Raw genomic sequence first — 22550 nt, forward strand, 5'->3', positions numbered from 1 at the left:
CGCTCAATAGGTGTACACACCGCGGCCGGTTTTACGGCCGAGTTGACCGGCCGCGACCATTTCTTTCAACAGCGGGCAGGGCCGGTACTTGGAGTCGCCGTACTCCTCGAGGTACACGTCCATCACCGCCAGGCACACGTCCAGGCCGATCATGTCGGCCAGGGCCAGCGGGCCGATGGGCTGGTTGGTGCCGAGCTTCATGCCGGCGTCGATGTCCTCGGCCGTCGCGATGCCTTCGGACAGCACGAAGAAGGCCTCGTTGATCATCGGCACCAGGATGCGGTTGACCACGAAGCCCGGCGCGTTCTTCACCGTGATCGGCGACTTGCCGAGCGCCACGGACAGTGCCTTCACCGCGTCGTGCGTGGCGTCGCTCGTGAGGTAGCCGCGGATGATCTCCACCAGCGCCATCATCGGCACCGGGTTGAAGAAGTGCATGCCGATGAAGCGATCGGCACGCGAGGTGGCGGCCGCCAGCTTGGTGATCGAGATCGAGGAGGTGTTCGACGCGATGATCACCTCGGGCGCGAGCATCGTGTCGATCTGCTTGAGGATCTTCAGCTTGAGCTCGTAGTTCTCGGTGGCGGCCTCGATCACCAACTGGGCGCCCTTGAGGTCCTCGTAGTTCGTCGAACCCTGGATCAGCGCCAGCGCCGCGGTCTTCTGTTCGGCCGTCAGCTTTTCCTTCTTGATCAGCCGGTCGAGGCTGCCGCTGACCGTGGCCAGGCCCTTGTCGACGGCGGCTTGCGCGATGTCGACCATCACGACCTTCATGCCGGCGACCGCGCAGGCCTGCGCGATGCCGTTGCCCATGGTTCCGGCTCCGATGATGCCGACGGTTTGAATGCGCATGAAATGCTCCTCGTTTGGTGTTGCGATGAAAGGATGCGAGCGTAGCCCGCACGATGACGGCCATTGTGTCGCAGCGCGGCGAGCAAACGTTGTGCTCCAGCCGACAGGACCGGTGCATTAAAGTGCCCGGTTTTCCAGTCCCCCTCGGAGCGCTTTCATGACGACCCCCCTCGGCACCCCCCTGTCCCCCCACGCCACCCGCGTGATGCTGCTCGGCTCCGGCGAGCTCGGCAAGGAGGTGCTGATCGCGTTGCAGCGCCTGGGCGTGGAGACCATCGCGGTCGACCGCTACGAGAACGCGCCCGGCCAGCAGGTCGCGCACCATGCGCGCACCATCACGATGAGCGACCCGGCGCAGCTCAAGGCGCTGATCGAGGCTGAGAAGCCGCATCTGGTCGTGCCCGAGATCGAGGCCATCGCCACGCCGATGCTGCAGGAACTGGAAAGCGCCGGCGTCGTGCGCGTGATCCCGACCGCCCGCGCGGCCCGCCTCACGATGGACCGCGAAGGCATCCGCCGCCTGGCGGCCGAGACGCTGGGCGTGCCGACCAGCCCCTACAGGTTCTGCGATTCGCTGGAGGAACTGCAGGCTGCGATCGATGCCGAGAATGGCGAAGGAATAGGTTACCCCTGCATCGTCAAGCCGGTGATGAGCAGCTCCGGCAAGGGCCAGAGCAAGATCGACGGCCCGGCCGACGTGAAGAAGGCGTGGGACTACGCCATGGCCGGCGGCCGTGTGAGCCATGGCCGCGTGATCGTCGAAGGCTTCATCGACTTCGACTACGAGATCACGCTGCTGACGGTGCGTGCGCTCGATGCCAAGGCTTCCGTGCAGACGCAGTTCTGCGAGCCCATCGGCCACGTGCAGGTGAGCGGAGACTACGTCGAGAGCTGGCAGCCGCACCCGATGTCGCCGGTGGCGCTGAAGAAAGCCCAGCAGATCGCCAAGGCGGTGGCCGACGACCTCGGCGGCCAGGGGCTGTTCGGCGTCGAACTCTTCGTGAAGGGCGAGGAGGTCTGGTTCAGCGAAGTCAGCCCGCGCCCGCACGACACCGGCATGGTGACGATGGCGACGCAATGGCAGAACGAGTTCGAGTTGCACGCCCGCGCCATCCTGGGCCTGCCGGTCGACACCACGCTCAAGAGCGCCGGCGCCAGCGCCGTGATCTACGGCGGCGTCGACGCCACCGGCATCGTCTTCGACGGCGTGGCCGATGCCCTGCAGGTGCATGGCGTCGACATCCGCCTGTTCGGCAAGCCCGAGAGCTTCGTCAAGCGCCGCATGGGCGTGGCGCTGGCGCATGCTCCCGACATCGACACCGCCCGCGCGAACGCCAAGGAAGCTGCTTCGCGCGTGAAGCCCCGCAAGGCGTAAAGCACGACGCCCAAAAGCAGAAAGCCGCCCGAGGGCGGCTTTCTTGTTGGCGCGAAGAACTTACTCCTCCACAAAGGCCTCTTCGCGCTTCGCCTTGATCGACGGCAGCAGCACGATGCCGAGCAACAGGCACGCCGCCACCAGCAGGCCGGCCGACAGCGGACGCGTGACGAACACGCTCCAGGTGCCACGCGACAGCAGCAGCGCGCGGCGCAGGTTCTCTTCCATCATCGGCCCGAGGATGAAGCCCAGCAGCAGTGGCGCGGGCTCGGTCTTGAGCTTGAGGAAGACGTAGCCGATCACGCCGAAGATCGCGACCATCCACACGTCGAAGGTGTTGTTGTTGGTCGAGTACACGCCGACCGCACAGAACAGCACGATGGCCGGGAACAGGAACTTGTAGGGGACCGTCAGCAGCTTGATCCACATGCCGATCAGCGGCAGGTTCAGGATCACCAGCATCGCGTTGCCGATCCACATCGAGGCGATCAGACCCCAGAACAGTTCCGGGTTGCTGGTCATCACCTGCGGGCCGGGCTGGATGTTGTGGATGGTCATGGCACCGACCATCAGCGCCATCACGGCGTTGGGCGGAATGCCCAGTGTCAGCAGCGGGATGAAGGAGGTCTGCGCACCGGCGTTGTTGGCCGATTCGGGCGATGCCACGCCGCGGATGTTGCCCTTGCCGAAGGGCACTTCGCCGGGGCTCATCTTGACCTTCTTCTCGAGCGCGTAGGCCGCGAAGGCCGCCAGCAGCGCGCCGCCGCCGGGCAGGATGCCCAGGGCCGAGCCGAGGGCGGTGCCGCGCAGCACGGCCGGGGCCATGCGCTTGAAGTCTTCCTTCGTGGGGAACAGGCCCTTCACGTTGGCGGTGAACACCTCGCGCTCGTCATCGGGCTGCGACAGGTTGCCGATGATTTCGCCGTAGCCGAACACGCCCATGGCGATGACCACGAAGCCGATGCCGTCGGTCAGTTCCGGGATGTCGAAACTGAAGCGCGCCACCCCCGAGTTCACGTCGGTGCCGACGATGCCCAGCAGCAGGCCCAGCACGATCATGGCGACCGCCTTGAGCAGCGAGCCCGAGGCCAGCACCACGGCGCCGATCAGGCCCAGCGTCATCAGCGAGAAGTACTCGGCCGGGCCGAACTTGAAGGCCAGCTCGGTCAGCGGTGGCGCGAAGGCCGCCAGGATCAGCGTGCCGACGCAGCCGGCGAAGAAAGAGCCCAGGCCGGCCGCCGCGAGCGCAGGGCCCGCCCGGCCCTGCCGCGCCATCTGGTAGCCGTCGATACAGGTCACGACCGACGATGATTCACCGGGCAGGTTCACCAGGATGGCCGTGGTCGAGCCGCCGTACTGCGCGCCGTAGTAGATGCCGGCCAGCATGATCAGCGCCGACACGGGCGGCAGCGCGTAGGTGGCGGGCAGCAGCATCGCGATGGTCGCGACCGGGCCGATGCCGGGGAGCACGCCGATCAGCGTGCCCAGAATGCAACCGACCAGGCAGTACAGCAGGTTGGTGAAGGTGAAGGCGACGCCGAAGCCGATCGCCAGGTTGTGGAACAGGTCCATGTCGTGTCTCTCCTCAGCCCGAAATGAAGGTCGGCCAGACCTGGATCTGCAGCTTGAGGGCCCAGATGAACGCGATGTAGCTGCCCACGGCGAGGATGGTGGCGAGCACCAGCACGTCGCGCAGCTTGAAGTGCTCGCCCGCCAGGCTCGCGATGATGGTGAGGGCGTAGATCGCCATGATCAGGCCCATGGCCGGCAGGCCGATGCTCGGCAGACCGCCCAGCAGCACGCCGAAGGCGACGTTGGCGGCGATCACGAAGAACAGCGGCTTCCAGGCCCATTTGCCGATCTTTCCGCCGTCGGCGGTTTCCACCACCAGCGCCTGGAAGATGATCAGCAGGCCCAGCACGGCCAGCAGAATGCCCAGCATGAGCGGGAAGTAGCCCGGCCCCATGCGGGCGCCGTCCCCGATGTTGTAGGTGGTGGCGCCGACCGCGAAAGTGGCGCCCACCGCAGTGAACATGACCCCCGAAAAGAAGTCAGCCTGACTCTTGATTCCCATTGTCTCGACCCCGTGAATTGGAGGCGTGAGGGTCGTTGGATGAGGCTGACCACTGGCTGACGCGAGGGCTAAGCAGTAACGCGTAGCGCCTCGTACGGGTATCCGAGCGGGTGCTCAATAAATGGGCAATCCAGGACGCAAAAAAGGCTCCCGAAGGAGCCTTTTTTCAGTGAGGTGCGAGAGGGCTTAGTAGCCGCCGCGGCCACCGCCGCCGCCGCCGTAACCACCACCGCCGCCACCGCCGCTACGGCCACCGCCGCCGCCGCCGTAACCGCCGCCACCACCACCGCCGTAGCCGCCACCACCGCCGCCGCCACTGCGGCCGCCGCCGAAGCCGCCGCCAGCAGGACGGGGTTCCATCGGACGGGCTTCGTTCACGGTGAGTGCACGGCCGTCGAGGGAGTGGCCGTTCAGGCCTTCGATGGCAGCCAGCGCTTCAGCGTCGGTGCCCATTTCCACGAAGCCGAAGCCCTTGGAGCGGCCGGTTTCGCGTTCCATCATGACCTTGGCGCTGGTCACAGCACCGAACTCGCCGAAGGCTTGTTCCAGATCGTTGTCGCGGATGGAGTAGGACAGATTGCCTACGTACAGTTTTTTGCCCATGGAGGGACTCCTAATTCAAACCAAAATAACAAAGCGATGGAGTCCCAGAATCACAACTGACTGAATGAGCGCTGTGGCGCGAAACTGACCTATCACCGTTCACGTTTCCGACGAAGGTTCGCCAGAAACGCTTGCACATTGTCGTCCACTCCTGGGCTTTTAGGGAAAAAGCTTTCGTTACACGCGAATAAAGCGCAAAACGCCGGCCGGCGGGCGTCGTCGGCGAGGGCGCTGGCTATCCTTCCAGGCTTCGGCGGCGCGCCGCGCGCCCGTCTTTTCCGTGCTCCATTCCAATCGTTCCGCCGCATGCCATTCACCGCCCTGGGCCTCATTTCTCCTCTGGCGCAAGCCGCCGCCGGACAGGGTTATGCCGTGCCCACGCCGATCCAGCGCGAAGCGATCCCGGCCGTTCTGGCCGGGCGCGATGTCCTGGCGTCGGCCCAGACCGGTTCCGGCAAGACGGCCGCCTATGCCCTTCCTTTGCTGCAGGGATTGTTGGATCGCCGCCACGAAAAAACCCGTCATCCGCGCGCATTGGTGCTCGTTCCCACCCGCGAACTGGCCCAGCAGCTGGGTGAAACCCTGCATGAATTCGCGAAGAGCCTGCCCGAAACGCTTCGTATCGCCGTGATGTTCGGCGGTGTCTCGATCAACCCGCAGCTCATGGGCCTGCGCGGCGGCGCCGACCTGGTGGTCGCCACGCCGGGCCGGCTGCTCGACCTGATCGCCCACAACGCGCTGCGCCTGGGCAACGTGGCGACGCTGGTGCTGGACGAGGCCGACCGGCTGCTCGACCTGGGCTTCGCCGAAGAACTTGGGCGCATCCTCGAGCAGCTGCCGGAGCGGCGACAGACGCTGCTGTTCTCGGCCACCTTCCCGCAGGCGATTGCCGCATTGGCCACCTCGGCGCTGCGCGACCCGTTGCGCATCGACGTGCCGGCCGAGCCTGAAAGCGCCCCCGACATCGCGCAGCGGGCCATCGAAGTCGACCCGTCGCGGCGTACACAACTGCTCGCGAAGCTGGTCAAGGATGAGGCTTGGCCGCGGGTGCTGGTCTTCGTCGCGACCAAGCATGCGGCCGAGATCGTGGCCGACAAGCTGCGCAAGACCGGGCTGGAGGCCGAGCCTTTCCACGGTGTGCTGAGCCAGGGCAAGCGCAGCCAGGTGCTGGCCGACTTCAAGGCTTCCCGCGTGCAGGTGGTGGTCGCCACCGACCTGGCGGCGCGCGGCATCGACGTGGTGCAATTGCCGGCGGTGGTGAACTACGACCTGCCGCGCTCGGCGGTCGACCACGTGCACCGCATCGGGCGCACCGGCCGTGCCGGCGAGAGCGGTGTGGCGGTCAGCTTCGTCAGTGCCGAGACCGAGGCGCACTTCCGCCTGATCGAGAAGCGCCAGGGCGCGCAGGTGCCGCGCGAGCAGATCGCCGGTTTCGAGCCAGCGCCGCCGGCCGAACCGCTGCCGGGCGCCGTCGCGCCGTCCGGCACGGGTGGCGTGAAGGGCAAGCGCCCGAGCAAGAAGGACAAGCTGCGTGCGGCGGCAGCCGCCGGCAAGCCCTCCTGAGCCTCAGGCCTTGAAGCGGCGCCGCGTGAGCGCCAGCGCGACCCAGAACGCGGCCACCGCATAGGCGGCCAACACCCCCCCGTGGCGCAGCGCGTCGCTCGGCCACTGGTCCATGAAGAGGGGGCGCACCAGCGCGACCGCATTGGTCAGCGGCAGCCAGGCCGCGATGGTTCGCACGAAGCCCGGCAACTGTTCCAGCGGGAAGAACACGCCCGACAGGAACATCATCGGCGTCATGAAGAGCGTGAAGTAGTAGGTGAAGAAGTCGTAGCCCTTGGCGAGCGCGTTGAAGATCAGCGCGACCGACGAGAAGGTGATGCCCGAGCCCACCAGCACGGCCCACGCGACGACCAGCTTGGGGCTGTGGCTGATGCCCAGCGCGAGCATCACGGCCATGATCGCCGTCACCGTGAAGATGGCCTTGAAGGCGGCCCACAGCATCTCGGCCAGCACCACGTCGTCGAGGCCGATGGGCGCGTTCATGATCCCGTCCCAGGTCTTCTGCACATGCATGCGCGAGAACGCCGAATACAGCGCCTCGAAGCTCGCTGCGTTCATCGCGCTCATGCAGATCGAGCCGCTCGCCAGGAACAGGATGTAGGGCACCTGCGTGCCGTTCACCTCGACCTGCCCGACCAGTGCGCCCATGCCGTAGCCGAACGCGACCAGCCAGATCAGCGGCTCGGCGATGTTGCCGATCAGGCTGGGGATCGCCAGCTTGCGCCACACCAGCCAGTTCCGCAGGAACACCGGCCACCATCGCATCGAGAGCGTGGGCGGGCGCCAGACAGACGGCGTGGGCCGCGTCGCTTCAACCGTCTTCACGAATCTGCCTCCCGGTGAGTTTCAGGAACAGGTCTTCCAGGTTGGCCGGGCGATGGAAGGTGCGCAGCCCGCCGCGCTGCGTCAGCGCATCGAGCAGCCGCCGCGCGTCCTGCGTGTAGAAGAACACCGTCTCGCCGCTGACCTCGATGCGCGCGGCCAGCGGCGCGAGGTCGGCCGCGCCGGCCAGTTCGAGCGCGCCGTTGCCGTAGACCTCGACCACGTCGGGCTCGAGGTGCTCGGCGATCAGGTCGCGCGGCCGGCCCTCGGCGATCTTGCGGCCGTGATCGAGCACCAGCAAGCGCGTGCACAGGCGCTCGGCCTCGTCCATGAAGTGGGTGGTCAGCAGGATCGACTTGCCGCGCTGCAGCAGCACCTGCAGCCGCTCCCACATCAGGTGGCGCGCCTGCGGGTCGAGCCCGGTGGTGGGTTCGTCGAGCAGTAGCAGCTTCGGGTCGTTGACCAGCGCGCGTGCCAGCGACAGGCGCCGCTTCATGCCGCCCGACAACTCGCCCGGTTTGGCGCTGGCCTTGTGCGTGAGCGCCGCGAACGCGAGCAGTTCGGGGATGCGCGGCGCGATGTCGGCGCGGCGAAAGCCGAAGTAGCGGGCGTAGACCATCAGGTTCTCGGCGCAGTCGAAGTCCGGGTCGAGCGTGTCGAACTGGGTCACCACGCCCAGCTGCGCCTTGATGGCCAGTGCGTCGCGCGGCATCTGCAATGCACCGGCGTCCCCGAAGTAGGTGATGTCGCCGTCGTCCGGTGCCGTGAGGCCCAGGCACATGCGGATGGTGGTCGTCTTGCCGGCCCCATTGGGGCCGATGACGCCGAGGCATTCGCCGGGCGCGATCTCGAAGGACAGATCGTCGACGACGGTCGACTCGGCGTAGCGCTTGCGCAGGTGACGGACCTGGAAGAGGGGGGTGTTGCTCACCGGCCGCATTGTGGGGGAAGCCGGCCAGGCGCCGGCCATCGACAGGGGGGCCGACGGTGGCCCGCTATCCGAACGCCTGTACCTCCGTCTAAGCGCTGCGGCTGCCGGCGTTGCGCAGCGGCGCGAGCAGCGGCTTGAGGCCGTTGTGGTCGATCTCGTGCATCAGCTGCAGCAGCCGGCCGATCTCGCCCTTGGGAAAGCCCTCGCGGGCGAACCAGGTCAGGTAGTTGCCGGGCAGGTCGGCGATCAGCGTGCCCTTGTACTTGCCGAAGGGCATCGGCAGGGTGACGAGGCGCTGCAGGTCTTCCGGGTTCATGGGCCTACCCGCCCGCGCGCTTGACCGTCATGCCCTGCTTCTGCAGCGCGGCGGCGACGGTGTCGCGGTGGTCGCCCTGGATCTCGATGACGCCGTCCTTCACCGTACCGCCCGAGCCGCAGTTCGCCTTGAGCTGCTTGGCGAGCGCGGTCAGCGCGTCGGCCGCGAGCGGCACGCCGCGCACCAGCGTCACGCCCTTGCCCTTGCGGCCCTTGATGTCGAGCGAGATGCGCACGATGCCGTCGCCCTTCGGCGCTGCGGCCGTGGCCTTGCAGCGGCAGTCGGCGATTGCCTGCCGGCAGTCGGGGCAGACGCGGCCTTTGTCGGTGGAATAGACCAGGCGGCTGGAGGACGTGCTGTGCATCATGTTGGGAACAATGGAATCGCGGGGGAGCGGGTGCCACCTTCGGTGGCGGCCTGCGCCTATTGGAATGCGACCTCGGCGAAGCTGCGCAGCTTGCGGCTGTGCAGCCGGCTCGAGCCTTCGGCGCGCAGGATCTCGATCGCCTTCATGCCGATGCGCAGGTGCTGCTCGACCCGCTCGCGGTAGAAGTGGTTGGCCATGCCGGGCAGCTTGATCTCGCCGTGCAGCGGCTTGTCGGACACGCACAGCAGCGTGCCGTAGGGCACCCGGAAGCGGAAGCCGTTGGCCGCGATGGTGGCGCTTTCCATGTCGAGCGCCACCGCGCGGCTCTGGCTGAAGCGGCGCTGCGGCTCGTTCTGCGGCAGCAGCTCCCAGTTGCGGTTGTCGGTGCTGGCCACGGTGCCGGTGCGCATGATGGTCTTGAGGTCGGGGCCGCTGATCTGCGTGACTTCTTCCACCGCCTTCTCGAGCGCCAGCTGGATCTCGGCCAGCGCCGGGATCGGCACCCACAGCGGCAGCTCCTCGTCGAGCACATGGTCCTCGCGCACGTAGGCGTGGGCCAGCACGTAGTCGCCCAGCTGCTGGCTGTTGCGCAGGCCCGCGCAGTGGCCCAGCATCATCCAGGCGTGCGGGCGCAGTACGGCGATGTGGTCGGTGATGGTCTTGGCGTTCGACGGGCCGACGCCGATGTTCACCATCGTGATGCCGGCGCGGTCTTCGCGCACCAGGTGGTAGGCCGGCATTTGCGGCAGCCGCGGCGGCGCCATGCCGCCTTCCGGTCCCTGGTAGCCGTTGCGGTAGGCGGTCACGTTGCCCGGCTCGATGAATGCGATGTAGGGGCTGTCGGGGTTCGCCATCTCCTGGTGGCCGAGCGCTACGAACTCGTCGATGTAGAACTGGTAGTTGGTGAACAGCACGAAGTTCTGGAACCACTCCGGCGCCGTGCCCGTGTAGTGGCGCAGCCGGTGCAGCGAGTAGTCCACCCGCGCACCGGTGAACAGCGCCAGCGGCTGCGGCTCGCCGGCCTTCGGCTCGTAGGTGCCGTTGGCGATGCCGTCGTCCATCGCGGCCAGGTCGGGCAGGTCGAACACGTCGCGCATCAGGGCGCGGCGTTCGGCGCTCATGGTGCCCTCGATGTGGTCGTTCTCGGCGAAGGAGAAGTGGATCGGGATCGGCTGGGTGGCGGTGCCGACTTCCAGTTCCACCCCGTGGTTCTCCAGCAGCAGGCGGAACTGCTCCAGGTAGTAGCGGTGGAACAGGTCGGGCCGCGTCAGCGTCGTCTCGTAGCGGCCCGGCCCGGCCACGAAGCCGTAGCTCAGGCCGGCGGTGGTCGGCGGGCTCTGGCGCGACACGGTGTGCGTGTGCACCCGCACGAAGGGGTAGCAGGCCCGCACCCGGCCCGGCAGCGTCTCGCCCGCCACGAAGCGCAGCATCGACTCCCGCAGGTGCGCCAGCGCCTCCTGGTAGATCCTCTGGACCTGGGCCAGCGCGGCGGCGGCATCGGTGAAACGGGCGGGGGCGACGAAGGGCGGCATGTAGGGCATGGCGCCATTGTGCAGTTGTCCGCCGGTGCGGCTGCGCGTGCCGCTCGCCGAGGCTGTGCCCTGCGCGCGATCCGCCGTCAGGAAGCGGATCGCGCGAGCCAAAACCCTGTCGCCACGCCGGCCGCCAGCCACAGCGCCACGACCAGGACCGCGCCGATCCGGCTGCGGGGCTTCGAGCCCTTCGCCAGCATCCAGGCGTCGGCCTGAGCGCGGCATTCCGAGCGCACGTCCTCGGGCAGGAGCCGGATGGCCAGCCAGATCAGGCCGGGCAGCAGCAGCACGTCGTCGACGTAGCCGAGCACGGGAATGAAGTCGGGGATCAGGTCGATGGGGCTCAGTGCGTAGGCCACCACCACGGCGCCCAAGGCCTTCGCGTACCACGGCGTCCGGGCATTCCGGGCCGCGAACCACAGCGTCACGCCGTCACGCTTGACCCGCCTGGCCCATTGCTTCAGCGCGTCGGTCAGGCGCATGGCGTGTGCCGTGAGGGTCTTGGCACGACGTGCCGCAAGGGTCGGGCCGGTATGGCGACCTCAACCCGGCATGGGTTCGCGCATGGTGACGAACTCTTCGGCGACCGTCGGGTGGATGCCGATGGTCGTGTCGAAGTGCGCCTTGGTGGCGCCGGCACGCATCGCCACCGCGAAGCCCTGCACCACCTCGCCGGCGTCGGGGCCGACCATGTGCAGGCCGACGACGCGGTCGCTGGCGGTGTCCACGATCAGCTTGAGAAAGGTGCGTTCCTGGCGGCCGGAGAGCGTGTGGCGCAGCGTCTTGAACTCGCTGCTGAAGAGCGTGACCTTCTCGTACTTCTTGCGCGCCTCGGCTTCGGTCAGGCCGCAGGTGCCGACGTTCGGGTGCGTGAAGACGGCAGTGGGCACGCAGTCGTAGTCGACCTTGCGCTTCCCGTCGCCGAAGAGCGCGTCGACCAAGGCCATCGCCTCGGCCAGCGCGACCGGCGTGAGCTGCATCTTGGTCGACACGTCGCCCAGTGCGTAGACCGAGGGCACGCTGCTGCGGTAGTGCGCGTCGACCTTCACCGCGCCGCGCTCGTCGAGGGCGACGCCGGCGGCCTCCAGGCACAAGCCCTCGGTGTTGGGCACGCGGCCGGTGGCGTAGAGCACGGTGTCGGCTTCGATCTGCTGGCCGCGCGACAGCATGACGGCGAGCGGGGCGTCCGTGCCGCGGCTGCGTGCGACGGAGGCGACCTCGGCGTTGAGCCGGATGTCGACGCCCGCCTTGCCCATCTCGCGCGCCAGGAATTCGCGCACGTCTTCGTCGAAGCCGCTCAGCAGATGCGCCTGGCGCTGCACCAGCGTCACCTGCGCGCCCAGGCCGTTGAAGATGGACGCGAACTCGCAGGCGATGTAGCCGCCGCCCACGATGACAAGCCGTTTCGGGAAGGCCGGCAGGTCGAACATCGCGTCGGAGACCTGCACATGCTCGCGGCCCGGCAGCTCGGGGACGAAGGGGCGGCCGCCGGTCGCCACGAGGATGTGGCGTGCCGTGTGGCGCGACGTGCCGACCTTCACCGTGTGCGCATCTTCGAGATGCGCCCAGCCGTTGACGAGCGTGACGCCGGCCGCGTCGAGCAGCCCGCCGTAGATGCCGTTCAGGCGGTGGATCTCGCGGGCGCGGTTCGCCTTCAGCACGTCCCAGTCGAAGCGCGCCTCGCCGAGCTGCCAGCCGTAGCCCGGCGCTTCCTCGAAGGCCTCGGCATAGCCCGCGGCATAGCTGTAGAGCTTCTTGGGGATGCAGCCGACGTTGACGCAGGTGCCCCCCAGTTCGGCGGCCTCCGCCAGTGCCACGCGCGCCCCGCGCTGCGCGGCCATGCGCGCGGCGCGAACGCCGCCGCTGCCGCCGCCGATGACGAAGAGATCGAAGTTGTATATGGGCATTCGAGTTTTCCTTGCACCGACTGTAAGCTCCACGCATCCGAAATTCGAGGAATGACATGCGCTCCCAAGACACCGGCTTCACCCCCGCCGACGGTTACGCCGGCGACGTCACGCCCACGCAGGCCGCACAGTGGGTGGCCGATGGCCGGGCCGTGCTGGTCGATGTGCGCAGCGACGCCGAGCGCGAGTGGGTGGGCTACGTGCCGGGCGCCGTGCCGCTGGCGTGGAAGCAGTGGCCGGGCATGGCGATGAACCCGGGCTTCGACGAAGGCCTGCGTGCCGCCGTGCCGGCGGGCGGCAAGGCCGTGCTGCTGTGCCGCAGCGGGGTGCGCTCGATCGCCGCCGCGAAGCGCGCGACCGAACTGGGCATCGAGGCGTACAACATCCTCGAAGGCTTCGAGGGCAACCCCGATGCGCAGGGTCACCGGGGCCGCACCGGCGGCTGGCGCTTCCACGGCCTGCCCTGGAGGCAGAACTGAAGCGCTGCCGCGCCGACTGCCTCTACTTCAGCGGCGGAATGCGCAGCTTCTGGCCCGGGTAGATCTTGTCCGGGTGCGTGAGCATCGGCTTGTTGGCCTCGAAGATCGCGTTGTACTTGTTGGCGTCGCCGTAGTACTTCTTCGAGATCGCCGACAGCGTGTCGCCGCGCACCACGTCGTGGTACTGCGCGGCCGGTGCTTCCGGTGCCGCCAGCTGGTTGTCGACGCTGGTCACGTTCGCCACGTTGCCGGCGGCCAGGCCGGCCTTCTCGCTCGCCTCCTGCGATGGCGCCTTGCCCGACAGCGTGACCACGCCGGTGGCGCCCGCGTAGGCGACGCCGAGGTCGGTGAGCCCGAGGTTCTGGGTCTCGATGTAGGTCTTGATGGCCGCCGCGGCGGCCGTATCGGGGTTGGCGCCGGGTTCGGCCGCATGCGCGGTCGAGCCGCCGAACAGCTTCTCGCCCGCTTCCTTGATGAAACTCAGCAGACCCATGGTGGTGCTCCTTCGTGTGGTGATGAGGGTGCACTGTAAGCAGGCCCGTCGCAGCGAAGCGTAGGCGCCGGGCGCATGCTTGCAAGCAAGGGTAAGCATGGGCTCGCGCAAACTCGCAAATAATCCGGCATGACCTTCCTCGCTATCGACATCGGCAACACGCGGCTCAAGTGGGCGCTCTATGCGGCGGGGCGACCGGGCGCCGAACTGCTGGCGAGCGGGGCCGAATTCCTCGACCACATCGATCGCCTGGCCGAAGGCGCGTGGTCTGATTTGCCATCGCCCACGGCCATGCTGGGTTGTGCGGTGGCGGGCGACGCGGTGCGCCGGCGCGCCGAGGAGCAGGTGTTCGAGCGCTTCGATTGCCCGGCGCGCTGGGTCGTGTCGAGCGCCGCCGAAGCCGGGCTGACCAACGGCTACGACCATCCCACGCGCCTGGGGGCCGACCGCTGGGTCGCGATGATCGGCGCGCGCCATCGCATGCTGTCGCAGGGGCCGGCGCGGCCGATGGTGGTGGTGATGATCGGCACCGCGGTCACGGTCGAGGCGATCGATGTGCACGGCAAGTTCCTCGGCGGCCTGATCCTGCCGGGCCACGGCATCATGCTCCGCGCGCTGGAGTCGGGCACCGCCGGCCTGCACGTTCCGACCGGCGAGGTGCGCGACTTTCCCACCAACACCAGCGACGCGCTCACCAGCGGCGGCACCTATGCCATCGCCGGCGCGGTGGAGCGCATGCGCCAGCACGTCAAGACCCACTGCGGTGCCGAGCCGGCCTGCTACATGACCGGTGGTGCCGGCTGGAAGATGGCGCCGTCGATGGTCAGCCCCTTCGAGCTGGTCGACAGTCTGATCATGGACGGTCTGCTGGTGATCGCCGAGACGCGCGCCGGCTGACGCTGAAGCGCCGGGCTTTCAGGCCTTGCCGCTCAGGCCATCCACGGCCTGGAACATCGCCTGGCGCGCCTGGCTGATGACCTGACCCTTCCACGCATCGGTGTCGGTGTAGAACGCATCGCGCACGCGCGTCTGGACCGCATCGGCCAGCTCGGGCGCGGCCTCCGGGTGCTTGTGCAGCCAGTGGTCGGCGCGCAGCGCGCCCATCACCTCGAGGATCGGTTCCGTGCCGTACTCGAGCGCGATGCCGGTGTATTCGGCCTGCGGGCACTCGTCGTAGATCACGCCCCAGTTCAGGCCGGTGAGCAGTGCCGAGGTGGACGAACCGTCGTAGATCGACGTCACCGCCGTCTCGCCGCCCCACCAGGCATTCGCTCGCGCATAGGCCGCCGCGTCGTCGCGGCCGGCGAAGATGCGTTCGCCATGGCCGTTGGGGCCGAGGCCGGTGTGCAGGTCGATCCAGGCCAGCCGCTTCGCCTGCTGCGCATGGGTGCGCAGCACCTGACGCAGCGTCCGGTTGCTCCAGGTCGGCGCCTTGCCGCCGAAGAAGAGACCATCGTCGAACTGGTACTGGCCGCCGGAGATGGCCGCCTGGTACGCCGCCACGCCGCGCGCGGCGATCCAGCTGTCGATCTCCGCCTGGTTCTTCGGCGAGGGCGGCCAGGCCTTCGGCAGCAGCAGCGGGTGCAATTCGGCGTAGGCCGCGTTCACCGGCAGCGGCTGCGCGAAGTCCATGAAGTTGCGGTTGAGGTCGACGTTCTCGTGGGTCACGCGCCGGCCGTAGGAAAAACCGTGCGGGTTCAGCGCGTGCACGTAGAGCACGCCGACGCCGGCCGCGTGCGCCTTCTCGCGCCATTCGGTGTCTTGCAGCGCGAACACCTGCACGCCGCTGCCGCAGTGGCCTTCCACGCCGTGGCAGGCGCTGGTGACCAGGAGCAGCTGCCGTGCGTCGGCCGGGCCGTCGTAGGCGACGTCCATCGCCAGGTCTTCGCCGTCCCGCCCCTTCAGTGGATGCGGGTGGGTGTCGACCGTGAGGCCCGCTGCGACGCAGCCCTGCAGGAACTTGCGGCGCGCCAGCGCGTAGCTGGGCGAGAAGGCCTCGACGACGCCGATCACACGCCGGTCCTGCCGGGTTGGAGGAACTGCTCGGCCAGCTCGACCCAGCAGGTCGCGCCCAGCGGGATCAGGTCGTCGTTGAAGTCGTAGCTGGCGTTGTGCAGCGTGCACGGGCCACCGCCGTGGTGCATGTCCCGGTGCGCGCCATCGCCGTTGCCGATGAAGGCGTAGGCGCCCGGCTTGGCCTGCAGCATGAAGGAGAAGTCTTCGGCCGTCATCGCGGCTTCCTGCGGCAGCACGTTGTCGGCGCCGACGATGCCGGCCATCACGGCGCGGGCGAAGTCGGCTTCGGCGGCGGTGTTGATGGTCGGCGGGTAGTTGCGGTGGAAGTAGAAGTCGACCTCGGTGTCGTGCGCGGCGCCGATGTGCTCGGCGATCTGCTTCATGCGGCGTTCGATCAGGTCGAGCACCTCGATCGTGAAGGTGCGCACCGTGCCCTGCAGCTCGCAGGTGTCGGGGATCACGTTGCTGGCCTCGCCGGCGTGGATCATCGTGACCGAGATCAGCCCGGTGTCGGTCGGCTTCTTGTTGCGCGTGAGGATGGTCTGGAAGGCCTGCACCATCTCGCAGGCGACCGGCACCGGGTCGATGCCGGTGTGCGGCAGCGCGGCATGGCCGCCCTTGCCGCGGATCGTGATCTTGAACTCGTTGCTCGACGCCATCGCCGGGCCGGGGCTGACGGCGAACTGGCCGGCCTTCATGCCGGGCCAGTTGTGCATGCCGTAGACCGCGTCCATCGGGAATTTTTCGAACAGGCCTTCGGCGATCATCTCGCGGGCGCCGCCGCCGCCTTCTTCGGCCGGCTGGAAGATCAGGTAGACCGTGCCGTCGAAGTTGCGGTGCTTGGCCAGGTGCTGGGCGGCCGCCAGCAGCATGGCGGTGTGGCCGTCATGGCCGCAGGCGTGCATCTTGCCCTGGTGCTGGCTGGCGTGCTCGAAGGTGTTGAGCTCGGTCACCGGCAGCGCGTCCATGTCGGCGCGCAGGCCGATGGCGCGGGGGCTGGTGCCGTTCTTCACGATGCCGACCACGCCGGTGGTGCCGAGGCCGCGGTGGATCGGGATGCCCCACTCGGTCAGCTTGGCCGCGACGATGTCGGCGGTGCGGACTTCCTGGAAGCAGAGTTCGGGGTGGGCATGCAGGTCGCGTCGGATCGAGGCGATGCCGGCAGCCTGGGTGACGAGCGAATCGATGAGTTTCATGGGGCACAGTCTAGGCGTGGGCCATCAAGCCCGCAAAGAACGTGCCCATGCCGCAGCTCAGCGTCCGGTTTCCTTCAGCCAGGCGGCTCGTGCCGCCAGGGCGGTGTCGGTGAAATCGGTGAAGACGCCGTCGACGCCCAGGCGGTAGAAGGCGAGGTACTCGTTCTTCGGGTCGCCCTGGTAGTCGCGGGCCAGCCGGCGCGACTCGTTGCGGAAGGTGAAGGGGTGCACGAAGAGGCCGGCCCGGTGCGCGTCGGCCACCAGCGTCGTGGGCACGGTCGAGGTGGCGTCCGCGTCGTTGATCTTGCCGTCGGCGTTGATGTCGACCGGCTTGCCGTCGGCGCCGATCGTGCCCTTGACGCTGACGATGTAGCGCTTCCAGGGGCCGATGCCGTCGGCATAGGTGGCGATCTCCGCCAGGCCGGCCGGTGTCACCATCACGTCGAAATTGCGCCTGTCGCCGGTCTGGGTCCACTCGTAGGGGCGATCGACCGGCACCGCGTAGGTCATGGCGCCGGTGCGCATGTCGATGCCGTCGCCGTCGATCAGCTGGATCAGCTTGGTCTTCAGGCCCTTGGCTTTCATGGTTTTGAGGCTGCCCGGCTCGAAGGACTGCACGTAGACCGGCGCGGTCCTGCTGTTCCAGCCGGCGGCCTCGAGGATGGCGATCAGCTTGTCTTCCAGCGGCAGGCCGAGGTCGCGGAACCAGGTCGGGTTCTTGGTTTCGGGGTAGATCGCGATGGTGCGGCCGGTCTCGCGCGACTTGGCCTTGGCCAGGTCGATCACCTCCTGGAAGGTCGGCACCTTGAAGCGGCCGTTGAACTGCTGCGGCCGCTCGGCGTCGGTCGAGATGGCGCCTAGCGTCTTCAGTTCTGCGAGGGTGAAGTCCTGGACGAACCAGCCGGTCTGCGTCTCGCCGTCGACCTGCATCGTCTTCTTGCGCGATGCGAACTCGGGGTGCCTGGCCACGTCGGTGCTGATCATCAGGTTGGGGTCGTGCCGGGTGACGAGCACGCCGTCCTGGGTGGACAGCAGGTCCATCTCGATCACGTCGGCGCCCAGTTCGATGGCGCGCGCGTAGGCCTCCAGCGTCTCTTCCGGCAACTGGCCGGACGCCCCACGGTGCGCGACCACCAGCGGCGGCTTGCCGTCGAGCGTCGGCAAGGCGGTCGGCGTGCGCGGCGTCGTGCACGCGGCCAGGCCGAGCGCGGCGAGGGCCAGGAGAGCCAGTCGCGAGGCGGGCCGACGGCTGCGGATGGAATGGTCGCGAACGGAAGGCGTCATGGCATGCCCCGGTGAAATTGAACGAATGGCCAGCCTACACCGTGCGGATGACAGCGGGTCAGGCGGACCGCCCGCGCGCACTTCCGGGGACAATGGCTGCATGTCACACGTTCTCTCCGCCCGCAGCCTCGAGCTGGCCCAGACCCTGGTGCGCATGAACACCGTCAGCGCCAACAGCAACCTGGAGCTCATCGGCTTCGTGCGCGACCAGCTCGCCGCGCTGGGCGTGCGCAGCCGCCTCACCTACAACGCCGACAAGACCAAGGCGAACCTGTTCGCCACGCTCGGCGCCGGAAAGCGCAGCGGCATCATCCTGTCGGGCCACACCGACACGGTGCCCTGGGACGGGCAGGACTGGAGCGTCGACCCGCTGTCGGCCATGGTGCAGCACTGGCCTTCCGAAGGCGGCCCCCCGGTGCCGGCCGGCCCGCACGACGAGCTCGCCGCCCTGGGCAGCCCGCGCCTGTACGGCCGGGGTGCCGCCGACATGAAGGGCTTCATCGCCGTGGCGCTGGCGAACGCCGAGGCCTTCCTGGAAAGCAACGCGCCCTTCGCGGTGCACTTCGCCTTCAGCTACGACGAGGAGGTCGGCTGCTTCGGCGTGCGCGAACTGATCGCCGACATGAAGGAGCAGAACATCCAGCCGATGGCCTGCATCATCGGCGAGCCCACCAGCATGGTGCCGGCCATCGCCCACAAGGGGGTGTACCGCTACCGCTGCTGCGTGCGCGGCAAGGAGGCGCATTCGTCGCTCACGCCGCAGTCGGTGAACGCCATCGAGATGGCGGCCCGCGTGGTCGGCAAGGTGCGCGACATGGCCGAGGGCTTCGAGCAGAACGAGCGGCGCTACGAGGGCTTCGACGTGCCCTTCAGCACCGCCAGCGTCGGCCAGTTCCACGGCGGCATCGCCGACAACGTCGTGCCGCGCGATGCCGAGTTCCGCTACGAATTCCGCAACCTGCCGACCGCCGACGCACAGCAGATGCAGAAGGAAGTGCTGGCCTACGCGGGCCGGCTCGAGGTGCCCATGAAGAAGGTCGCCGCCGACGCCGGTTTCCGCTTCGAGACGATCTGCGAGGTGCCCAGCTTCCTCGGTTCGGCCACCGACTCGGTCACCCGGCTGGCCCAGCGCCTGTCGGGCGAGCAGGGCACCACGCTGGTGGCCTTCGGCACCGAGGCGGGCCTGTTCAAGGGCGCGGGCATTCCGACCGTGGTCTGCGGCCCCGGCAGCATCACCCAGGCGCACCAGCCCGACGAGTACGTGACGCTCGAGCAACTCGCGCGCTGCGAGGTCTTCCTGCGGGGTCTGGCCCACACGCGCAGCCTGCCGTGAGGCGCACCGGGTTCCGATGACCGCGATGAAGCGCGTCGCGTTCGGCCTGCTGTGCGGCGCCGCGCTGCTGTATGGCGTGGCCCACGCGCTGGAGGCGCGCCACCCGGCCTGGGGCTACGTCGCGGCCTTCGCCGAAGCGGCCATGGTCGGCGCCATCGCCGACTGGTTCGCGGTGGTGGCGCTGTTCCGCCATCCGCTGGGCCTGCCGATTCCGCACACCGCCATCATCCCGGCCAACAAGGACCGCATCGGCGCCAAGCTGGCCGGCTTCATCCTCGACAACTTCCTGAGCACGCCGCAGGTGTTGGCCAAGCTGCGCGAGTTCGACCCGGCGGCGCGCCTGGCGAACTGGCTGGCCGATCCGGCGCAGGGCGAGCGCCTCGGCCAGCATGCGGTGGCCGTGGTGCGCTACGGCCTGAGCGCCTTCGACGACGAGCGGGCGCGCGCCTTCGTCGGCCGCGCGGCGGCCGCCGGGCTGGCGCAGGTCGACGTGTCGCGCCTGCTGGGCCAGGCGCTGGACGCGCTCACCGCCGGCGGGCGGCACCAGGCGCTGCTCGACGACGTGCTGACGCAGGTCGCCGACGTGATGCAGGGCGAGACGGTGCAGGAACACATCACCGAGGCGATCGCGCGCGAGATCAGGACACTGCGCTACGTGGGGCTCGACCAGGTGGCCGCCCGTGCCGCGACGCGCAAGATCGTCGCGGCCATGGTGCGCACGCTGGGCGACGTGGCCGCCGAGCCCGGCCATCCGCTGCGGCTGCGCTTCGACGGCTTCATGGCGGATTTCGTCGAGCGCCTGAAGTCCGACCCCGACTTCCGCGCGCGCGGCGAGGCGATCCGCGCCGAGCTGCTGGCACACCCCGCGCTCACCGACTACCTGCGCGGGCTGTGGGACACGCTGCTGGTCTGGCTGCACGATGACCTGGCGCGCGACGATTCGACCATCCGCCGGCGCATCGCCGCGCTGGCCGGCTCGATGGGTGAACGGCTGCAGCAGGACGAGGCCTTCCGTCGCTGGATCAACGAGCAGATCACCGAGGCCGCGCCGGTGGCCATCGCCCGCTACCGCGAGGACATCCGGCGCTACATCGTCGAGCGGGTCGCGCAGTGGAACGCGCAGGAGATGACGGACGAGCTGGAGCGCCACATCGGCCGGGACCTGCAGTTCATCCGGGTCAACGGCACCTTGGTCGGCGGACTGGTGGGGCTGCTGATCCACACCGTGACACAGGCGCTGGCCGCCTGACGCCGCCGCGGCCGCCGCTACAGCAATTCGTCGGGCGCGAGCGGGCCGAAGAGCTTGAGCAGCAGGCGCAGGCCGACGCTGGCGTCCGGCTCGGTGCGGGTGTCCGTCAGACCGCTGCCCGTCGGTGCGCGCCAGACGAGGCCGCCTTCGGTCTGCTCGACGTGCCACGACCCCTTGTGCATGGCGTTCTCGATCTGGGCGATGGCCACGCGCGACAGCTCGGCGCTGCGGATCAGCAGGGCCAGCTCGGTGTTCTGCAACTGGGAGCGCAGGTCCAGATTCATCGAACCGACCACCAGCAACTGGCCGTCCATCACGAGTACCTTGGAGTGCAGCATCGAGCGCGATTCGCCGGTGGCGCTGGCGCCCGAGGAGCCGAAGGCGCTGCCCAGGCCCGCCTGCTCGCTGCGCAGCTCGTACAGCTCGACGCCCATGGCCAGCAGCGCTTCGCGGTGCCGCGCGTACCCGACATGCGCGATCGGGGCATCGTTGGATGCGAGCGAGTTGGTCAGCACGCGCACCCGCACTCCCCGCGCGCGGGCTGCGGCGAAGGCGCGCTCCATGTCGGGGCCGGGAACGAAGTAGGGCGAGATGATGGTCAGGTCTGTCCGCGCCTGGCCGATCAGCTCCAGCAGGCCGGAAACCACGGTCTCGCCGCCGTCGGCGCTCGCCGAGGCGTCCGCCAGGGCGGTCAGGCGCCGGGCCGCGCCGGCGGTGCGGGGCCGCGTCACCACCAGGCCCGGCGGTGGCGCGGTGTCCGGGGCGCTGCCCGCTTCGGCGGCGATCTTGGCAGGCTTGTCGGCCAGCATCACCGCGGGGGCCCAGACGAAGGTGGCGGTGCGCAGGTCGAGCGGCTTCTCGTCCCAGGCGGCGGCGCGCTGGGCGTCCGTCGGCCCCGCGTCGGAGGGCCGTGGTTCGCCGTCGGGCGGTTGGGCGCCGTCCGCGTTGCTGTCTCGCTCGCGCTGCGCGACCCTGGCCGCGCGCACCCGGTCGCGGATCTTGAGCAGATCCTCGTGCGCCACCAGCGACTGCACGGGGTAGGAGCGCTCGTTGTTCCAGTAGCTGTCGAAGCTGCGCGACATGTCCTGCACGATCGGGCCGGCCGCGAGCACGTCGAGATCGACGAAGTTGCCCGTCTGCGCGATGCCGAAGTACGCATCGCCCAGGTTGCGGCCGCCGGTCACGCCCATGGCGTTGTCGGCGATGAAGAGCTTGTTGTGCATGCGCTGCTGCACGCGGTCGAAATCACCGAGGGCGTTGAACATGCGCCCGAAGGACGAGCCGCGCGCACCCGCCACCGGGTTGAACATGCGCATCTCGATGTTGGGCTCGAAGGCCAGTTGCATGACCAGTGCGTTGCGGCCGGTGCTGTGGAAGTCGTCGAGCAGCACCCGGACGCGCACGCCCCGCCGGGCCGCCTCGACCAGGCCGCGCAGCAGTCGGCCGGCGCTCGCGTCGGCATGGATGGCGTAGTACTGGAGGTCGAGCGTCTTCTGAGCTGCCTCGATCAACGCCAGCCGGCTGCCATAGGCGGCCGCCGGCCCGGAGAGGAGGACAAAGCCGGAATCGAAGCGCGTCCCTTCCGCCCCGCGCCTTTGTTGCACGAGGACGCCCAGCGGGGTATCGGCCGGTGCGGCGAGCGCGTTGGAGACGGGGCGCTCGACGTCCTTGGGCAGCTGCGCGCAGCCCACCGCCAGGAACAGCGGAAGCAGCAGCGCGATGGCGCCGAAGCGAAGGTGGCGACTGAAGGCGCGAGAAGACGGCATGCGGTGGTTTCGGCGGTGCAGGGGCTGTGTATATAGCGCATGCCGCGCGCGGCCGCCGTCGGACGGCGGCCGGCGCGGCACCGGCCTTCAGCGCGTTGCGCCGAGCGCTTCCTGCCGCTCGAGCGCGGCGAGCAGTTCCTCGTCGATGCGGGCGTGGCGCTCGGCCAGGGCCGCGGCGCGGGTCGCGTCGCTCGCGTAGAGGGCGCCGCCGTCGAGTGCCAGCGTCTCGCTGATGCGTGCCTGCTCTTCTTCCAGGGCGGCAATGGCGGCCGGCAGTGCGTCGAGTTCGCGCTGTTCCTTGTAGCTGAGCTTCTTGCGCGGGCTGGCGGGGCGCGTGTCGGCCGCGGCGGCCCGCGCCGGTGTGGGGGCGGCCACAGCCGCGGGCGATGGCG

The 22550-nt window shown here is 68.8% G+C and carries 23 protein-coding genes (1 of these 23 only partly in view); 6 read left to right on the forward strand and 17 right to left on the reverse strand.

Annotated elements, in window-relative coordinates; all coding sequences use genetic code 11:
- Window positions 1-3: 3 nt before the first annotated feature.
- A complete protein-coding gene (locus tag N8A90_RS03935; RefSeq protein ID WP_262073346.1) occupies window positions 4-852 on the reverse strand; it encodes a 3-hydroxybutyryl-CoA dehydrogenase in 849 nt (282 codons plus the stop codon).
- Window positions 853-1009: 157 nt separating this feature from the next.
- Between N8A90_RS03935 and purT the strand changes: the two genes are divergently transcribed.
- Window positions 1010-2227, forward strand: coding sequence for a formate-dependent phosphoribosylglycinamide formyltransferase (gene purT / locus N8A90_RS03940; RefSeq protein ID WP_262073347.1), 1218 nt, complete (start codon window positions 1010-1012; stop codon window positions 2225-2227).
- Window positions 2228-2287: 60 nt separating this feature from the next.
- Here the strand turns inward: purT and N8A90_RS03945 are convergent, their stop codons facing one another.
- The 3 genes from N8A90_RS03945 to N8A90_RS03955 all read right to left on the reverse strand — a co-directional run bounded on the left by N8A90_RS03945 (window position 2288) and on the right by N8A90_RS03955 (window position 4904).
- Window positions 2288-3799 carry a tripartite tricarboxylate transporter permease gene (locus N8A90_RS03945; RefSeq protein WP_262073348.1) on the reverse strand — a complete coding sequence of 504 codons (1512 nt, stop codon included), beginning with the start codon at window positions 3797-3799 and terminating at the stop codon, window positions 2288-2290.
- 13 nt (window positions 3800-3812) lie between these two features.
- Complete coding sequence (locus N8A90_RS03950; protein ID WP_262073349.1) at window positions 3813-4301, reverse strand: tripartite tricarboxylate transporter TctB family protein; 489 nt, start codon at window positions 4299-4301, stop codon at window positions 3813-3815.
- Window positions 4302-4487: 186 nt separating this feature from the next.
- On the reverse strand, window positions 4488-4904 hold the full coding sequence (locus N8A90_RS03955) for an RNA recognition motif domain-containing protein (RefSeq protein WP_262073350.1): 417 nt from the start codon (window positions 4902-4904) through the stop codon (window positions 4488-4490).
- 306 nt (window positions 4905-5210) lie between these two features.
- On the opposite strand from N8A90_RS03955, the gene N8A90_RS03960 reads away from it, so the two are divergent.
- Complete coding sequence (locus tag N8A90_RS03960) at window positions 5211-6467, forward strand: DEAD/DEAH box helicase (protein ID WP_262073351.1); 1257 nt, start codon at window positions 5211-5213, stop codon at window positions 6465-6467.
- Window positions 6468-6470: 3 nt separating this feature from the next.
- On the opposite strand, the gene N8A90_RS03965 is transcribed toward N8A90_RS03960, so the two are convergent.
- From N8A90_RS03965 to gorA, 7 genes are all read right to left on the reverse strand, one after another.
- Complete coding sequence (locus tag N8A90_RS03965; RefSeq protein WP_262073595.1) at window positions 6471-7232, reverse strand: ABC transporter permease; 762 nt, start codon at window positions 7230-7232, stop codon at window positions 6471-6473.
- Between the two features lie 46 nt (window positions 7233-7278).
- A complete protein-coding gene (locus N8A90_RS03970) occupies window positions 7279-8229 on the reverse strand; it encodes an ATP-binding cassette domain-containing protein (protein ID WP_262073352.1) in 951 nt (316 codons plus the stop codon).
- A 79-nt stretch (window positions 8230-8308) separates the two neighbouring features.
- The gene (locus N8A90_RS03975; RefSeq protein WP_262073353.1) at window positions 8309-8536 is read right to left on the reverse strand and encodes a DUF3820 family protein; all 228 of its coding nucleotides are present in this window, start codon (window positions 8534-8536) and stop codon (window positions 8309-8311) included.
- A 4-nt stretch (window positions 8537-8540) separates the two neighbouring features.
- Window positions 8541-8903 carry a translation initiation factor Sui1 gene (locus tag N8A90_RS03980; RefSeq protein ID WP_262073354.1) on the reverse strand — a complete coding sequence of 121 codons (363 nt, stop codon included), beginning with the start codon at window positions 8901-8903 and terminating at the stop codon, window positions 8541-8543.
- Between the two features lie 56 nt (window positions 8904-8959).
- The gene (locus N8A90_RS03985; RefSeq protein ID WP_262073355.1) at window positions 8960-10444 is read right to left on the reverse strand and encodes an AMP nucleosidase; all 1485 of its coding nucleotides are present in this window, start codon (window positions 10442-10444) and stop codon (window positions 8960-8962) included.
- A gap of 77 nt (window positions 10445-10521) precedes the next feature.
- On the reverse strand, window positions 10522-10917 hold the full coding sequence (locus N8A90_RS03990) for a YkvA family protein (RefSeq protein WP_262073356.1): 396 nt from the start codon (window positions 10915-10917) through the stop codon (window positions 10522-10524).
- 60 nt (window positions 10918-10977) lie between these two features.
- A complete protein-coding gene (gene gorA / locus N8A90_RS03995; protein ID WP_262073357.1) occupies window positions 10978-12342 on the reverse strand; it encodes a glutathione-disulfide reductase in 1365 nt (454 codons plus the stop codon).
- A gap of 56 nt (window positions 12343-12398) precedes the next feature.
- On the opposite strand from gorA, the gene N8A90_RS04000 reads away from it, so the two are divergent.
- Complete coding sequence (locus N8A90_RS04000; RefSeq protein WP_262073358.1) at window positions 12399-12821, forward strand: rhodanese-like domain-containing protein; 423 nt, start codon at window positions 12399-12401, stop codon at window positions 12819-12821.
- 22 nt (window positions 12822-12843) lie between these two features.
- Here the strand turns inward: N8A90_RS04000 and lysM are convergent, their stop codons facing one another.
- A complete protein-coding gene (lysM, locus tag N8A90_RS04005; protein WP_262073359.1) occupies window positions 12844-13314 on the reverse strand; it encodes a peptidoglycan-binding protein LysM in 471 nt (156 codons plus the stop codon).
- Between the two features lie 129 nt (window positions 13315-13443).
- On the opposite strand from lysM, the gene N8A90_RS04010 reads away from it, so the two are divergent.
- Window positions 13444-14211 (forward strand): type III pantothenate kinase, encoded by a 768-nt coding sequence (locus tag N8A90_RS04010; RefSeq protein WP_262073360.1) that lies wholly within the window; start codon window positions 13444-13446, stop codon window positions 14209-14211.
- Window positions 14212-14229: 18 nt separating this feature from the next.
- On the opposite strand, the gene N8A90_RS04015 is transcribed toward N8A90_RS04010, so the two are convergent.
- Genes N8A90_RS04015 through N8A90_RS04025 form a run of 3 tightly spaced genes read right to left on the reverse strand, consistent with a single transcriptional unit; the run spans window position 14230 to window position 17810 of the window.
- A complete protein-coding gene (locus N8A90_RS04015) occupies window positions 14230-15327 on the reverse strand; it encodes a M14 family metallopeptidase (RefSeq protein ID WP_262073361.1) in 1098 nt (365 codons plus the stop codon).
- Window positions 15324-16526, reverse strand: a complete 1203-nt coding sequence (locus N8A90_RS04020; RefSeq protein WP_262073362.1) for a M20 aminoacylase family protein — start codon at window positions 16524-16526, stop codon at window positions 15324-15326. Before N8A90_RS04020 ends, N8A90_RS04015 begins: the two co-directional genes overlap by 4 nt.
- Before the next feature lie 57 nt (window positions 16527-16583).
- Window positions 16584-17810 carry a glycerophosphodiester phosphodiesterase gene (locus tag N8A90_RS04025; protein WP_262073363.1) on the reverse strand — a complete coding sequence of 409 codons (1227 nt, stop codon included), beginning with the start codon at window positions 17808-17810 and terminating at the stop codon, window positions 16584-16586.
- Window positions 17811-17910: 100 nt separating this feature from the next.
- Between N8A90_RS04025 and N8A90_RS04030 the strand changes: the two genes are divergently transcribed.
- Window positions 17911-19143 carry a M20/M25/M40 family metallo-hydrolase gene (locus N8A90_RS04030; protein ID WP_262073364.1) on the forward strand — a complete coding sequence of 411 codons (1233 nt, stop codon included), beginning with the start codon at window positions 17911-17913 and terminating at the stop codon, window positions 19141-19143.
- Between the two features lie 25 nt (window positions 19144-19168).
- Window positions 19169-20392 carry a DUF445 domain-containing protein gene (locus N8A90_RS04035; protein WP_262073365.1) on the forward strand — a complete coding sequence of 408 codons (1224 nt, stop codon included), beginning with the start codon at window positions 19169-19171 and terminating at the stop codon, window positions 20390-20392.
- Window positions 20393-20409: 17 nt separating this feature from the next.
- Here N8A90_RS04035 and N8A90_RS04040 read toward each other — a convergent pair whose 3' ends face one another.
- Together N8A90_RS04040 and N8A90_RS04045 are read right to left on the reverse strand one after the other, a co-directional pair.
- Window positions 20410-22158, reverse strand: a complete 1749-nt coding sequence (locus tag N8A90_RS04040) for a phospholipase D family protein (RefSeq protein WP_262073366.1) — start codon at window positions 22156-22158, stop codon at window positions 20410-20412.
- 87 nt (window positions 22159-22245) lie between these two features.
- A protein-coding gene (locus N8A90_RS04045) for an ATP-binding cassette domain-containing protein (protein ID WP_262073367.1) crosses the window boundary here: on the reverse strand, window positions 22246-22550 show its end. 1600 nt of this gene lie beyond the right edge of the window; 305 of the gene's 1905 nt are visible here — the last part of the coding sequence; its start codon lies beyond the right edge, outside the window; its stop codon occupies window positions 22246-22248.

The sequence above is a fragment of the Variovorax sp. N23 genome, assembly GCF_025486315.1.
GTDB lineage: Bacteria > Pseudomonadota > Gammaproteobacteria > Burkholderiales > Burkholderiaceae_C > Variovorax.